Source organism: Ruegeria sp. CDSB022 (assembly GCF_059611145.1).
This window is the reverse complement of the sequence record NZ_JBXWOZ010000012.1, coordinates 24,816-37,960: the sequence shown is the minus strand read 5'-3', so window position 1 is coordinate 37,960 and position 13,145 is coordinate 24,816. Positions and strand designations below refer to the sequence as shown.

The following is a 13,145-nucleotide window of genomic DNA, read 5'->3' as shown; positions in this document are numbered from 1 at the left end:
CGCCATGTTCATGATCCTGATGGGGACTGTCGTTATTGCTGGGATTGTCGGCTATCTGTCCGAGAAATCCGGCTTTACCCATAATGGCATTCTGCAGTCGATCATCATCTGCGTAGGTGGTGCATTCCTGTTCTATTTCGTGCGCATCATGTTCGGGGTCAGCTTTGGCCCGCCCGGTCTGGATGCAGTGCTGTCCTCTGTCGGGGCGCTGATCATCGTTCCGACCCATTGGAGGAAGTGACATGCCCCTCATCGCCCTGATCGTCATCGGTGCCGCTGCGGGTTTTCTGGCCACCCGCCTGATGCGGATTGAGGCAGATATTCCCACCACCATGCTGATCGGTATCATTGGTGCCTTGGTAGGTGGGTTTCTCCTGCGGGCATTGGTCACGATGATGGGCTGGCTGTCCGGGTTCATCGGCGCTGTGCTGGGCGCGCTTCTGGTGATCTGGATCTGGCAGACCTATATGCGCCGCTAAGCCTTGATCAAGGGCGACTGCGTGGCGGGCGGCTTTTGTAGACCGGCAGTCTCCAGCCGAACAGCAGCGATCCTGCCCGCAATGCCCAGCAGATCAGGGCGCATGCGGCAAGCACGGTCAGCTCCTCGAACCCCATCCGGTTGGCAATAACGGCCGCTACCGAGCCTGCAAGGGCGCAGGACACATAAAGCTCACCCTGTTTCAGCACCAGCGGAACCTCGTTGCAGACCACGTCCCGCATCAGGCCGCCAAAGCATCCGGTGGTGACACCCATCAACACCACGATCGTGCCGGATTGGTCCAAGGATAATGCGACGCCCGTGCCGGCAGCGACCGCGATGGACAGGGCGAAACTGTCCAACCAAACCAGCCAGTTATATCGGCTTTCGACCAGATGGGCTGTAAAGAACACAAGCACCGCCGCACTGCAGGCCATCAGGACATAGCTGGGCTGGCCAACCCAGAACACCGGATTCCGATCCAACAGCAGGTCACGCACCGTGCCACCGCCAACGGCAGTCAGGCAGGCGATAAAGGCAAACCCTACAAGATCAAGCTGCGCGCGACTGGCGACCAATGCGCCGGTCAGCGCAAAAACCAGAACCGAGGCATAATCGAGCAGGTCCAAACCGCTCATGTCTGTGCCTTCGTTGGTTTGAATGGGGCCATGCCTGCACGGGCCAGTTCGTCGGCTTTTTCGTTTTCCGGGTGACCCGCGTGGCCCTTGACCCATTCCCAGGTCACATCATGACGCACCTGCGCCTCATCCAGCCGTTGCCACAGGTCGACATTCTTGACCGGTTTTTTGTTCGAGGTTTTCCAGCCGTTCTTTTTCCAACCGAATATCCAGCCGGTGACGCCGTTTTTCACATAGGCGCTGTCAGTAATCACGGTGATTTTCGAGGCACGTTCGAGCGTTTCAAGCGCGCTGATCGCGGCCAGCAGTTCCATTCGGTTGTTGGTGGTTTCAGCTTCGCCGCCGCTCAGTTCACGCTGTTTCAGGACGGTGTCGCCTTCCATTGCACGCAGCAACACGCCCCAGCCACCCGGGCCTGGATTGCCGGAACAAGCACCGTCAGTATAGGCAAACAGTTCAGGCATGGGCCAGCACCAGAATGAAGCCATCGTAAGAACCCGCCAGACCTTTGCCGATCCCGGTCCTAATCCCGTCGATGGTAAAGCCGGCATCTGCCAGGGCCTCCTCGATCTCGTTCTGCGAGAAGTAGCTATAATAGCGATCCAGATGATCGCGATGTTCGCCCGTGCCCAGTTTGAGGCCCAGGAAAAAAACGCCCTGCGGTTTCAGCGCCCGGTGGATGGCCGCCAAATGGCGTGGGAAATCCTTGCGAGGCGCGTGCAGCAGTGAGAAGCTGGCGTAGATGCCGTCATATGCGGCCACTTCGGTCACGTCGTCGAAAGTACCCAGATGCGCGTCCACGCCATTGGCACGCGCATAGTCAACAAAAGCGGGCGTCGCATCCAGCGCATGCACGCTCAGGCCCTGGCGTAGAAAGAACGCGCTGTCTGACCCGGGGCCCGAGCCCAGATCCAACACATGCCCCTTTCCGACGGCATCGACAAATTCCTGACGCGATGTCAGCTGCTCCGGTGGTAGAGGAACCTTGAGGTATTCGGCCACGTTGTTGGTATAGGCGTTGATAGTTTTGGGATCGCTCACAGATAGACTCCGACGGCAAGGCAGGCCAATACGACTGCGGTCAGCAAAATGCGCAACCGCATCCACCAGACTGGTGTTAGCCGCCAATACGAAAAGATGGCATCCAACACCAGTAGCCCGCCAAACCCCCACATCAGATTTGTGCTAGTGCTGACAGGCCCGCTGCCGGTTTTCAGAAAGGCCCACAGGGCGGGTAATGTGGACAGCGCATAACAGGTCGCGGCCTTGCTGCCAGAGGTTTTACTGGAAAACCCCCACAGCACGCCGGACATAAAGCTGAGGATGATCGCCCCATAATACAACTGGATATACGGACCGACAAAACGTGCGCCCAGCGCCTGTCGGCCCCAGTCGTTCAGATCGCCGTTCAGATAGGTCAGCGCGCCCCAGATGAAGGGGATCAGCCCGGCCAACCCCAGAAACAGCGGCGCCCTTGGTATGCCACTCATGCGGGTTGGCGCAGGACGCGCGGGACTTTGAATTCGACATTCTCGGTCGCTGTTTCGACCATCTCGACCGTCACATCGTAATGCTGTCTGAACGCATCAATAACTTCGTTGATCAGAACCTCGGGGGCAGAAGCACCTGCTGTCAGAGCGATCGAAGAGATACCTTCGAGTGCGCGCCAGTCGATGTCGGTCGCGCGTTGCACCAGTTGGGCATAGCTGCATCCCGCGCGCGCCGCGACCTCGACCAAACGGCGCGAGTTAGATGAATTCGGCGCCCCCACAACCAACAGGGCATCGGACTTCCGGGCCACGACCTTGACTGCTTCTTGCCGGTTGGTTGTGGCGTAACAGATATCTTCTTTGTGAGGGCCGACGATAGATGGAAACCGGGTCCGAAGCGCTGCAATGATATCCTTTGTATCGTCAACCGACAGGGTCGTCTGAGTGACAAAGGCCAGTTTGTCAGGGTCGCGGACCTGGACGTCTGCGACGTCTGCAACGGTTTCGACCAGCAAAACCTCTCCTTCCGGTAGCTGTCCCATCGTTCCGATGGTTTCGGGATGGCCCTTATGTCCAATCATGATCATCTGCAGCCCGGCTTCGGCGTGGCGCTGTGCTTCGACATGGACTTTGGAGACCAGCGGGCAGGTGGCGTCGACATAGACCATCTGGCGCTGCGCCGCCGTCGCGGGTACCGATTTGGGAACCCCGTGCGCCGAGAATATTACCGGGCGATCGTCGGGGCAGTCTTCCAGTTCATCGACAAAGATCGCACCTTTGGCGCGCAATCCATCGACCACGAATTTGTTATGGACAATCTCGTGCCGAACATAGACCGGGGCGCCCCATTTTTGCAGCGCCATCTCGACAATCTTTATGGCCCTGTCGACACCAGCACAGAACCCGCGCGGGGCGGCAAGATAGAGGGTCAGGGGGGGCTTGGTCATGTCGCGTTCTCCTTACCGACACAGGTAAGTCTTTTCACGGCCATGGTCCAGTCAGGACAATGTCATTGATCCGACATGGTTCAATGCTAGCCAATAGGTGTTTTCAGCACCTGATCTTTGTTTAAAAGCGCGGCCAGGGTTTCCCCTGACCGCGCTAATTTTCAACCGAGTTTGCTTTGGGGCCAGGTTATTACCCGCCTGCGGCAACGGTGCGCGGTTCCATCGGCATTTCGCGCGGCGGGCGACCGATCACGTCGCGGAGATCTTCCAGCTCAATGAAGTTGTCGGCCTGGCGGCGCAATTCGTCCGAGATCATGGGGGGCTGGCTGCGGATGGTCGACACCACAGAAACGCGTACCCCCTGACGTTGCAGGCTTGCGATCAGCGGGCGGAAATCTCCGTCGCCGGAAAACAGCACGATATGGTCTACACGTGGTGCAAGCTCCATGGCATCGACGGTCAGTTCGATATCCATGTTACCTTTAACTTTCCGACGCCCCATGCTGTCGGTGTATTCTTTTGCCGGTTTCGTAACCATGGTGAAGCCATTGTAATGCAGCCAATCAACCAGTGGACGGATGGGCGAATACTCGTCATTTTCAAGTAGCGCTGTGTAATAGAAAGCTCTGAGCATCTTACCGCGGCGCATGAATTCCTGGCGCAGCAGTTTATAGTCAATGTCAAACCCCAGTGCTTTTGCGGCTGCATAAAGATTCGAGCCGTCGATGAACAGCGCTAGCCGTTCGTCTTTATAAAACATAAATAGATCCTTCCGGTACAAATCAGCGCGCTGCGTGTTACGTGAGTGAGGCTTGGGAAAATACAGCGCATTGATATCCCCATAATTAGGGGTTTTATGGTGTATCGCAAGTATGCAATTCGCCGAATATAGGGAGTAGGATGCGCAAAACCACCTCAAAAGCAGTGCTTGCCCTCGGCGCAAATCTCAAAGTGAGAGGTTTTGAGCCCCATCTGACGCTACGGCATGCCATTGACGCGATTTTGCGCCAGGGGCTGTTGATTCGGGCTGAAAGCCGCTTTTATGCGACCCCTTGTTTTCCTGAGGGCGCGGGCCCGGACTATGTGAATGCGGCCGTGTTGATCGAGACTGAAAGGTCACCCTTTGAGTTGCTGCAGATATTGCATGGAATTGAACATGATTACGGGCGTGAGAGGATTCAGCGCTGGGGAATGCGGACGTTGGATCTGGACCTGGTCTGTTACGATGATCTGGTTCTGCCCGACCGCGAGGTTTTTCAAAGCTGGTTATCTCTGCCACCCGAAGATCAGAAACAGCAGGCGCCGGATCAGTTGATCCTGCCGCACCCAAGGGTACAGGATCGTGCGTTTGTGCTTGTTCCCATGGCGGATGTTGCCCCGAACTGGCGGCATCCGATACTGGACCAGACCGTCATGGAAATGCTTGCGGGGCTTCCTTCAGACGATATTGCGGCAGTTACCCCGTTATGATTGGTGCATTTGCAGCATTTCCTGCTTGTCAAGGCAGGGATTCGCCCTTAGATAAACCTCTTCCTGACATGGATTCAGTAACGGAGAGCGCCCCATGGCCCGCGTGACGGTTGAAGATTGCGTAGACAAGGTTCCGAACCGGTTTGAACTGGTGATGCTTGCCGCCCATCGTGCGCGCGAGATTTCCGCCGGTGGTCCGATCACCGTTGACCGTGACAACGACAAAAACCCGGTTGTTTCTCTGCGTGAGATCGCTGACGAGACTCAAAGCGCTGATGAGCTGCGCGAGCGGCTGATTGAGGCCAACCAGACCCAAATCGAGGTCGACGAGCCTGAAGAAGACCAAATGGCGCTGCTGATGGGTGCGGAAACAGACAAGCCTGCGGATGACGACATGTCCGAAGAAAAGCTGCTGCGCGCTCTGATGGAGGCTCAAGGCCAGGGGTAATCCCCACAAATGAAGGTGCGGACCGGATGATTTCTGCTGAAGACCTGATTGCGCTGGTCCGCAACTACAATCCCAAGACGAATGCAGACCGCATTGCCAAAGCTTATGAGTTCGGCAAGCAGATGCATGATGGGCAATTCCGCCATTCTGGCGAGCCCTATTTCACCCACCCTGTTGCCGTTGCCGCCATCCTGACCGAACAGCGTCTGGATGATGCGACTATTATCACGGCGCTGCTGCACGATACGATCGAAGACACCAAGGCCAATTACGGCAAAGTGTCTGAGCTGTTTGGCGAAGAAGTCGCCAAGCTGGTTGATGGGGTCACCAAACTGACAAACCTTCAGCTGTCCAGCCGCGAAACCAAACAGGCCGAGAACTTCCGCAAGCTGTTCATGGCGATGTCCAAGGATTTGCGGGTCATTCTGGTCAAGCTGGCAGACCGTCTGCACAATATGCGCACGATCAAGGCGATGCGGCCCGAAAAGCAGATCGTCAAAGCGCGCGAGACGATGGATATCTACGCGCCGCTTGCAGGCCGTATGGGTATGCAATGGATGCGGGAAGAGCTGGAAGACCTCGCCTTCCGCGTTCTCAACTCTGAAGGCCGCCAGTCCATCATCCGCCGCTTCATCACGCTGCAGCGCGAAACGGGTGACGTGATCCACCGGATCACCGGCGACATGCGGCACGAACTTGAAAAGGCCGGGATTGAAGCCGAGGTTTTTGGCCGTGCCAAGAAACCCTATTCGATTTGGCGTAAGATGCAGGAAAAGGACCAGGGGTTCTCGCGTCTGTCCGACATCTACGGGTTCCGCATCATTACGCAAAGCGAAGAAGACTGCTATCGAACCCTTGGCGCGATCCACCAGCGTTGGCGCGCCGTGCCGGGGCGGTTTAAGGATTATATCAGTCAGCCGAAATCGAACGGTTACCGGTCGATCCACACCACCGTTTCAGGCCGTGACGGCAAGCGGGTCGAGGTTCAGATCCGCACCCGTCAGATGCATGATGTCGCCGAAACTGGCGTGGCCGCGCACTGGTCCTATCGGGATGGCGTGCGTTCGGAAAACCCCTTTGCAGTCGACCCGGCTAAGTGGATCGCCAACCTGACCGAACAATTCGACAGCGAAGAGGATCACGAGGATTTCCTCGAGGCGGTCAAGCTCGAGATGTATTCGGACCAGGTCTTTTGTTTCACGCCTAAGGGGGACGTGGTGAAACTGCCGCGTGGTGCGACGCCGATCGACTTTGCCTATGCCATCCACACGCGCATCGGGCACGCCTGTGTGGGGGCCAAGGTTGATGGTATTCGCGTGCCACTTTGGACCCGGATCAAGAACGGGCAGTCGGTGGATATCATAACAGCTGACGGTCAGACTCCCCAAGTCACGTGGTTGGAAATTGCCGTCACCGGCAAAGCCCGTACAGCCATTCGTCGCGCCCTGCGCGAGGTTGACCGAGAGCGGTTCATCAAGCTGGGCAAAGAACTCGCGCGATCGGGATTTGAACATGTCGGGCGCAAAGCGACCGACAAGGCGCTGGACACTGCTGCCAAGCATCTGCGCCTGAAAGACCGGCATGAGCTGCTGGCGCGCCTGGGCAGTGCAGAACTAACTGCCCATGATGTGGTAAGCGCCGTCTACCCAGAACTGACGCAGGATGATGGTGATGCCATTCCGATGCGCCGGGCCGTGATCGGTCTTGAGCCGGGGCAGAAGTTTGACCGCGCCCCTTGCTGCCAGCCATTGCCGGGTGAACGGATCGTCGGGATCACTTATCGCGGCAAAGGTGTTGTCGTGCATGCAATCGACTGTGATCGCCTGAGCGAATACGAGAGTGAGCCCAAACGCTGGGTCGATCTGCACTGGCACTCGGGAACTCACCCGGCTGTTTACGGGGCAACGATTGATGTTACGATTGGCAATGACGCAGGTGTGCTGGGTCGCATTTGTACATTGATCGGCGAGAAAAAGGCCAATATCTCGAACCTAGAATTTGTGGATCGCAAACCGGATTTTTACCGCCTGCTGGTCAACGTAGAACTGCGCGACCTTGAGCAGTTGCATTCGTTGATGTTGATGCTTGAGGCCGAAAGCGATGTTGCAGCGGTTGAACGTTTCAGAGACAGAGCTAAATCCGCAGTTGCGGCTGGCTGAGAAGGGGTGATCAGGAGTGGTATTCAAGCGCCGAGATCGACGCTCGCCTGTCCAGATCGCATCGGAATTCGTCTATCCTCGTGGTGGCTGGACCCGGGCCTTCCACTATGTGAAACACCGCGTCCGGCGATTGCCGGATTCACCTGAACGCATCGCCCGCGGGGTAGGGTTTGGAGTGTTTGCGGCCTTTACACCTTTTTACGGGCTGCATTTTGGCATTGCCGCCCTGGCTGCGCGATTGTTCAACGGCAATATGCTGGCTGCACTCAGCGGTACGTTTTTCGGAAACCCTTTGACCTATGTGCCCATCGGGGTGGTTTGCCTTCAGACCGGGCATTTCCTGTTGGGCACCGAGTTTGAAGAGGGCGACACCCATGGGCTTATGGGGAAGTTTGCCAATGCGATCGGTGATCTCAAAGACAACCTGATTGCAGTATTCACTGACCGGGTAGCTGACTGGCACGGGCTGGGAATTTTCTACGACGAGGTTTTCTTTCCGTACCTGATTGGCGGCATTCTTCCCGGATTGCTGGCTGGGGTGGTTTGCTACTATCTCAGCCTGCCGCTGGTCCACACCTATCAGCAACGGCGTCGCGACAGGATCAAAAAGAAGTTTGAAGAAATCAAACGCCTGGCTGAATCCGAGGCTGCCGTTCCAGAGTCAAACCAACTAGGCTCGAGCCAGGATTTGGGAAAGGAATCAAAGGATGTCTGAGAACCGTTTGCGTCTCGGTGTGAATATCGACCATGTGGCCACAGTGCGGAATGCACGTGGTGGGGTCTATCCCGACCCTTTGCGCGCGGCCACGCTGGCCGAGCAGGCCGGTGCAGATGGCATTACTGCCCATCTGCGCGAAGATCGCAGGCATATTTCGGACGCAGATATTGACGGGTTGATGGAGGTTCTTTCGGTACCTCTGAATTTTGAAATGGCAGCCACGCCCGAGATGCAACAAATCGCTTTGCGCCATAAGCCGCACGCGGTCTGCATCGTCCCCGAAAAGCGCGAGGAACGGACCACCGAAGGCGGGCTGGAAGTCGCGCGCGAAGAAAACAAACTGGCCCATTTCATTGCACCTTTGCGTGATGCGGGCTGTCGCGTGTCGATCTTTATCGCCGCCGACCGTCGCCAGATCGAGGCCGCGCATCGCATCGGCGCCGAAGTGATCGAACTGCACACAGGCGCCTATTGTGACGCCCATGCCGAAGGCAAACTGGATGAGGCAGCGCAAGAGCTGGAAGGCCTGCGCGACATGTCCACCTTTGCCCATTCGCTTGGCCTCGAAGTGCATGCCGGACATGGTCTGACATACGACACGGTCAAACCTGTCGCCGCTTTCCCCGAGGTGCGCGAGTTGAACATTGGTCACTTTCTGATTGGCGAATCGATCTTTTTGGGCATGACCCCCGCCATTCAGGAAATGCGCCGCCTGATGGATGAGGCGCGGGGATGATAACCTCGGGTTTCATAGCAATCTGGATCGCCTGGCTGATGGCCGGAGGCTCACCCGGTCCGGCAACCATGGGCATCGCCGGAACTGCAATGAACGAAGGCCGCCGCGCCGGCCTGGTCTTTGCACTGGGCATCTGTGCTGGGTCCGCTGCCTGGGGCATCGCCGCCGCGCTGGGCCTGTCGGCGATCATGCTGGCCAATGTCTGGGTGTTCGAAGTAATCCGCTATGTTGGTGTAGCCTATCTGGGCTGGCTGGCGCTCAAGGCCCTGAAACGGGCGCTGTCGTCGGAGGAGATGGCGTTGGGCAACCCGGTCACCGGCTCGCTACGCACCATCTTTGCCAAAGGCGCGGCGATCCACCTGACCAACCCCAAGGCGATCCTCAGCTGGGGCTCGATCTACGCCATCGTTGCCCCGAATGACGCCAGCTTGTCGATGCTGCTTGGCTATTTCGGCCTGCTCTACGCGGGCTCGTTGCTGATTTTCATCAGCTATGCATTCCTGTTCTCGTCTAAGCGCACAGTCGGCGCCTACCACCGCGCCCGCCGCTGGTTCGATTTTGCCTTTGCCGGGTTCTTTGGGGTGGCAAGTTACAAGATTTTGACGGTGCGGTTGTCATGATCCTAGGCATCGGCACAGACCTCGCAAACATAGACCGCATTCAGGGCACGCTCGACAGGTTTGGTGACCGATTCCGTAACCGCGTTTTTACCGACACTGAACAACGCAAGGCCGAACGCCGTGCAGACACAGCAGGCACATACGCCAAGCGCTGGGCCGCGAAAGAGGCGTGCTCCAAGGCGCTGGGCACCGGGCTTCGTATGGGGATTTCCTGGAAGGACATGGCTGTCACCAACCTTAAAACCGGCCAGCCAGTGATGCATGTGACCGGTTGGGCGGCGGAACGGCTCAACGATATGACCCCCGAGGGTCATGCGGCGATCATCCACGTCACCCTAACCGATGACCACCCCTGGGCGCAGGCCTTCGTGGTGATCGAGGCGCGCCCAATTCGCGAACGCAGCGCTCTGTCTTGACTAACCCCGCCGCGCCGCGCATGTAGCACCCCAACAAACCAAGGACCGGAGAGCAGTATGGCCGAGGACGTCAAAACCGGAAATCCCGTGTGGGAGACGATCAAAACCATCGTCTATGCGCTGTTGATCGCGGGCGTTTTCCGTACCCTGTTCTTTCAGCCGTTCTGGATTCCGTCAGGGTCGATGAAACAGACCTTGTTGATCGGGGATTTCCTGTTCGTCAACAAAATGGCCTATGGCTATTCCTATGCCTCTTGCCCCAGTCTGATCATCCCCAGCGTCGGCCTCAATATCGACGCCGAGGATGTTTGTGGCTGGATGCAAAGCGATGACAACTCGCGTATCTGGGCTGGCGATCCCGAGCGCGGTGATGTGATCGTATTCCGTCATCCGGTAACGGGCCGCGATTATATCAAACGCCTGATTGGCCTGCCCGGCGATCGTATCCAGATCATCGAGGGCCAGATCATCCTGAACGGTACTCCGGTTCCGCAGCAACCCGATGGCGTCTTCACCGAGGTCGCGGCGCCCCAAGGTCCGCAAGGGTTGCGCCCGCGCTGTGAAAACGGCCCAGTTGGCCGTGGTGGCGTGTGTGAGAAATCCCGCATGATCGAAACCCTGCCCAACGGGGTGTCCTATGATGTGCTCAATATCGGTAATCAGGGGTCGGACAATACCGGCGTCTATACAGTGCCCGAAGGCGAATACTTCTTTATGGGCGATAACCGCGACAATTCCAGCGACAGCCGCCTGCCGCAATCGGCCGGGGGTGTCGGATATGTACCCTATGAAAACCTGATTGGTCGTGCAGATCGTATCATGTTCTCATCCGCTGGCCGGTCGATGCTGTTCTTCTGGACCTGGCGCGGAGACCGTTTCTTTAAGGCCGTGAATTGAAGCTATCCGCCGAAATAAAGGCGTTTCAAAAGCGTCTGGGGTATGAATTTGCCAACCCCGAGCTGTTGGTGCGCGCGTTGACCCATGGATCGGTTTCCTCGGCTACGCGCCCGGACAACCAGCGGCTCGAGTTTCTGGGCGACCGGGTGCTGGGTCTGGTGATGGCGACGGCCTTGCTGGAGGCGGACAAAAAGGCCAGCGAAGGTCAGCTTGCACCCCGGTTCAATGCGCTTGTGCGCAAAGAGGCCTGTGCAGATGTGGCGCTGCAGATTGATTTGGGTGCTGTACTGAAACTGGGCCGGTCTGAAATGCTGTCCGGTGGGCGGCGCAAACAAGCTTTGCTTGGCGACGCGATGGAGGCGGTCATCGCTGCAGTTTATCGCGACGCCGGGTTCGAGGTCGCCAGCGCCGTTATCCTAAAACTCTGGGGTGATCGCATCCACGATGTCGAGGCCGACGCCCGTGACGCCAAAACGGCGCTTCAGGAATGGGCGCAGGCACGGGGCCAGAAACCGCCCAGCTATGTCGAAGTCAGACGCTCTGGCCCGGACCATGCGCCGGTCTTCACCATTGCTGCGCGTCTTCAGGACGGGGCAGAAGAGCAGGCAACAGCAGGGTCAAAGCGTCAGGCCGAACAGGCGGCTGCCAAGTCGTTGCTGGACCGTTTGCAGAATTAGTCTACCGGGTAAAAATAGTCGGTCTCCTGAGGGCTGTCCGGAAATGCCTATCGGTCGAACCCGGGTCATTTCCGGTGACGGGTCGCCCACCATACCCCACCCAATGCCATCCTGAACGCATGTGCCAAAGCTGCAAATCGCTCTGGTCCGCTGCCTCTTTCTGCGATAGGGAGGCCCATCTGCAAACAGGATCAAACCCCAGATGACGACACGCGCCGGATTTATCGCCCTGATCGGAGAGCCCAACGCAGGCAAATCCACCCTTCTGAATCGCATGGTCGGGGCCAAGGTCTCGATCGTGACACATAAGGTTCAGACGACCCGCGCCCGCATCCGGGGCGTGGCGATGGAAGGTGATGCACAGCTGGTCTTTGTGGACACGCCGGGCCTTTTCAAACCGCGCCGCCGTCTGGATCGGGCAATGGTGGCCGCCGCATGGGGCGGGGCCGCGGATGCCGATGTGGTTGTCCTGATGGTCGAAGCGCATCGTGGCATTACCGAGGGCGTAGAGCGCATCCTTGAAGGTCTGAATGAGATCGGGCAGGGCCGCACCGTCGCGCTGGCCATCAACAAGATCGACAGGGTGCAGTCCGAAGTTTTGCTGGCCCTGACCAGCGACCTCAATTCGCGCTACGCGTTTGCCGAGACCTTCATGATCTCGGCCGAGAAAGGCCATGGGGTTGACGATCTGCGTAAATGGCTGGCAGGCGAATTGCCCGAAAGCCCGTGGCTGTATCCCGAAGACCAGATCGCTGATCTGCCGTTGCGTATGATCGCGGCTGAAATGACACGCGAAAAGCTGACCCTGAGGCTGCATCAGGAACTGCCCTATCAGCTGACCGTCGAGACAGAGAATTGGGAAGAGCGCAAGGACGGGTCGGCAAAGATCGACCAGATCATCTATGTCATGCGCGACGGCCATAAAGGTATCGTTCTGGGCAAAAAGGGCGAGACCATCAAGGCCGTCAGCCAGGCGGCCCGTGCCGAGCTGGAAGAGTTCCTTGATCGCAAGATCCACCTGTTCCTGCAGGTCAAAGTCCGGCCAAACTGGCTGGAGGAATCTGAGCGCTATTCGGAAATGGGTCTGGAATTCAAAGACGGAAACGCATGACGCGACTGACGGCAGACTTCTGGGTTCACGCCTATCTGGCACGGTTGCGATTTCAGGAAATACCGGCCTTTGTTGTGGCCCATGGTGACGACACAGCCGGCGCGGTTTTGATCAAGCTCAACACGTTGGACGGTCAGGCCACAGCCTTTCAGCGCAGCTTTGATCTGATGAGCGGTGAGCGCAAGTGGGTTGAACTCTCCTCTGGTCCCGAGGTCGATGTGGACGAGGCGATCCAACGCCAGCGCAGCTTTGACCCTGACCTCTGGGTGATAGAAGTCGAAGACCGGCAGGGGCGCCATTTGCTGGGTGAGGACGGTCTGGATTAGCGGTACTAGCACAG

19 protein-coding genes are annotated in these 13,145 nt (G+C 57.8%); 13 read left to right on the top strand and 6 right to left on the bottom strand.

What is annotated here, in order from left to right; all coding sequences use genetic code 11:
• Positions 1-4 precede the first annotated feature (4 nt).
• Positions 5-241, top strand: a complete 237-nt coding sequence (locus AC2FIZ_RS15765; protein WP_271951377.1) for a hypothetical protein — start codon at positions 5-7, stop codon at positions 239-241.
• A gap of 1 nt (position 242) precedes the next feature.
• Complete coding sequence (locus AC2FIZ_RS15760; RefSeq protein ID WP_271951375.1) at positions 243-479, top strand: GlsB/YeaQ/YmgE family stress response membrane protein; 237 nt, start codon at positions 243-245, stop codon at positions 477-479.
• A 7-nt stretch (positions 480-486) separates the two neighbouring features.
• Here the strand turns inward: AC2FIZ_RS15760 and AC2FIZ_RS15755 are convergent, their stop codons facing one another.
• The 6 genes from AC2FIZ_RS15755 to AC2FIZ_RS15730 form a co-directional block, all read right to left on the bottom strand.
• Complete coding sequence (locus tag AC2FIZ_RS15755; RefSeq protein WP_282022240.1) at positions 487-1,116, bottom strand: trimeric intracellular cation channel family protein; 630 nt, start codon at positions 1,114-1,116, stop codon at positions 487-489.
• Positions 1,113-1,580 carry a ribonuclease HI gene (gene rnhA, locus AC2FIZ_RS15750; RefSeq protein WP_496791312.1) on the bottom strand — a complete coding sequence of 156 codons (468 nt, stop codon included), beginning with the start codon at positions 1,578-1,580 and terminating at the stop codon, positions 1,113-1,115. The genes AC2FIZ_RS15755 and rnhA overlap by 4 nt, the downstream gene beginning before the upstream one ends.
• Positions 1,573-2,157, bottom strand: a complete 585-nt coding sequence (locus AC2FIZ_RS15745; RefSeq protein WP_281973504.1) for a class I SAM-dependent DNA methyltransferase — start codon at positions 2,155-2,157, stop codon at positions 1,573-1,575. Before AC2FIZ_RS15745 ends, rnhA begins: the two co-directional genes overlap by 8 nt.
• Complete coding sequence (locus AC2FIZ_RS15740) at positions 2,154-2,606, bottom strand: DUF3429 domain-containing protein (RefSeq protein ID WP_496791310.1); 453 nt, start codon at positions 2,604-2,606, stop codon at positions 2,154-2,156. The genes AC2FIZ_RS15745 and AC2FIZ_RS15740 overlap by 4 nt, the downstream gene beginning before the upstream one ends.
• Positions 2,603-3,553: a 4-hydroxy-3-methylbut-2-enyl diphosphate reductase gene (gene ispH / locus AC2FIZ_RS15735; RefSeq protein WP_496791309.1), complete on the bottom strand. Its 951-nt coding sequence runs from the start codon at positions 3,551-3,553 to the stop codon at positions 2,603-2,605. Before ispH ends, AC2FIZ_RS15740 begins: the two co-directional genes overlap by 4 nt.
• Before the next feature lie 190 nt (positions 3,554-3,743).
• The gene (locus AC2FIZ_RS15730) at positions 3,744-4,313 is read right to left on the bottom strand and encodes a LabA-like NYN domain-containing protein (protein ID WP_142639223.1); all 570 of its coding nucleotides are present in this window, start codon (positions 4,311-4,313) and stop codon (positions 3,744-3,746) included.
• Between the two features lie 140 nt (positions 4,314-4,453).
• On the opposite strand from AC2FIZ_RS15730, the gene folK reads away from it, so the two are divergent.
• From folK to AC2FIZ_RS15675, 11 genes are all read left to right on the top strand, one after another.
• A complete protein-coding gene (gene folK / locus AC2FIZ_RS15725) occupies positions 4,454-5,023 on the top strand; it encodes a 2-amino-4-hydroxy-6-hydroxymethyldihydropteridine diphosphokinase (protein ID WP_142639232.1) in 570 nt (189 codons plus the stop codon).
• Between the two features lie 94 nt (positions 5,024-5,117).
• On the top strand, positions 5,118-5,471 hold the full coding sequence (rpoZ, locus tag AC2FIZ_RS15720) for a DNA-directed RNA polymerase subunit omega (protein WP_142639234.1): 354 nt from the start codon (positions 5,118-5,120) through the stop codon (positions 5,469-5,471).
• Between the two features lie 26 nt (positions 5,472-5,497).
• On the top strand, positions 5,498-7,630 hold the full coding sequence (locus tag AC2FIZ_RS15715) for a RelA/SpoT family protein (RefSeq protein ID WP_142639236.1): 2,133 nt from the start codon (positions 5,498-5,500) through the stop codon (positions 7,628-7,630).
• A gap of 16 nt (positions 7,631-7,646) precedes the next feature.
• Positions 7,647-8,345 (top strand): DUF2062 domain-containing protein, encoded by a 699-nt coding sequence (locus tag AC2FIZ_RS15710; protein WP_142639238.1) that lies wholly within the window; start codon positions 7,647-7,649, stop codon positions 8,343-8,345.
• Entirely contained in the window at positions 8,338-9,084 is a 747-nt protein-coding gene (locus AC2FIZ_RS15705; RefSeq protein ID WP_281995877.1) for a pyridoxine 5'-phosphate synthase, read from the top strand. Before AC2FIZ_RS15710 ends, AC2FIZ_RS15705 begins: the two co-directional genes overlap by 8 nt.
• Positions 9,081-9,704 (top strand): LysE family translocator, encoded by a 624-nt coding sequence (locus tag AC2FIZ_RS15700; RefSeq protein ID WP_496791308.1) that lies wholly within the window; start codon positions 9,081-9,083, stop codon positions 9,702-9,704. Before AC2FIZ_RS15705 ends, AC2FIZ_RS15700 begins: the two co-directional genes overlap by 4 nt.
• Positions 9,701-10,120, top strand: coding sequence for a holo-ACP synthase (gene acpS / locus AC2FIZ_RS15695; RefSeq protein ID WP_142639245.1), 420 nt, complete (start codon positions 9,701-9,703; stop codon positions 10,118-10,120). The genes AC2FIZ_RS15700 and acpS overlap by 4 nt, the downstream gene beginning before the upstream one ends.
• A gap of 57 nt (positions 10,121-10,177) precedes the next feature.
• Positions 10,178-11,017, top strand: a complete 840-nt coding sequence (lepB, locus tag AC2FIZ_RS15690) for a signal peptidase I (RefSeq protein ID WP_496694503.1) — start codon at positions 10,178-10,180, stop codon at positions 11,015-11,017.
• Positions 11,014-11,694: a ribonuclease III gene (rnc, locus tag AC2FIZ_RS15685; protein ID WP_496678783.1), complete on the top strand. Its 681-nt coding sequence runs from the start codon at positions 11,014-11,016 to the stop codon at positions 11,692-11,694. Before lepB ends, rnc begins: the two co-directional genes overlap by 4 nt.
• Before the next feature lie 202 nt (positions 11,695-11,896).
• Entirely contained in the window at positions 11,897-12,805 is a 909-nt protein-coding gene (gene era / locus AC2FIZ_RS15680) for a GTPase Era (protein WP_271951341.1), read from the top strand.
• Positions 12,802-13,131, top strand: coding sequence for a DUF1491 family protein (locus AC2FIZ_RS15675; RefSeq protein ID WP_142639253.1), 330 nt, complete (start codon positions 12,802-12,804; stop codon positions 13,129-13,131). The genes era and AC2FIZ_RS15675 overlap by 4 nt, the downstream gene beginning before the upstream one ends.
• Positions 13,132-13,145: the final 14 nt, after the last annotated feature.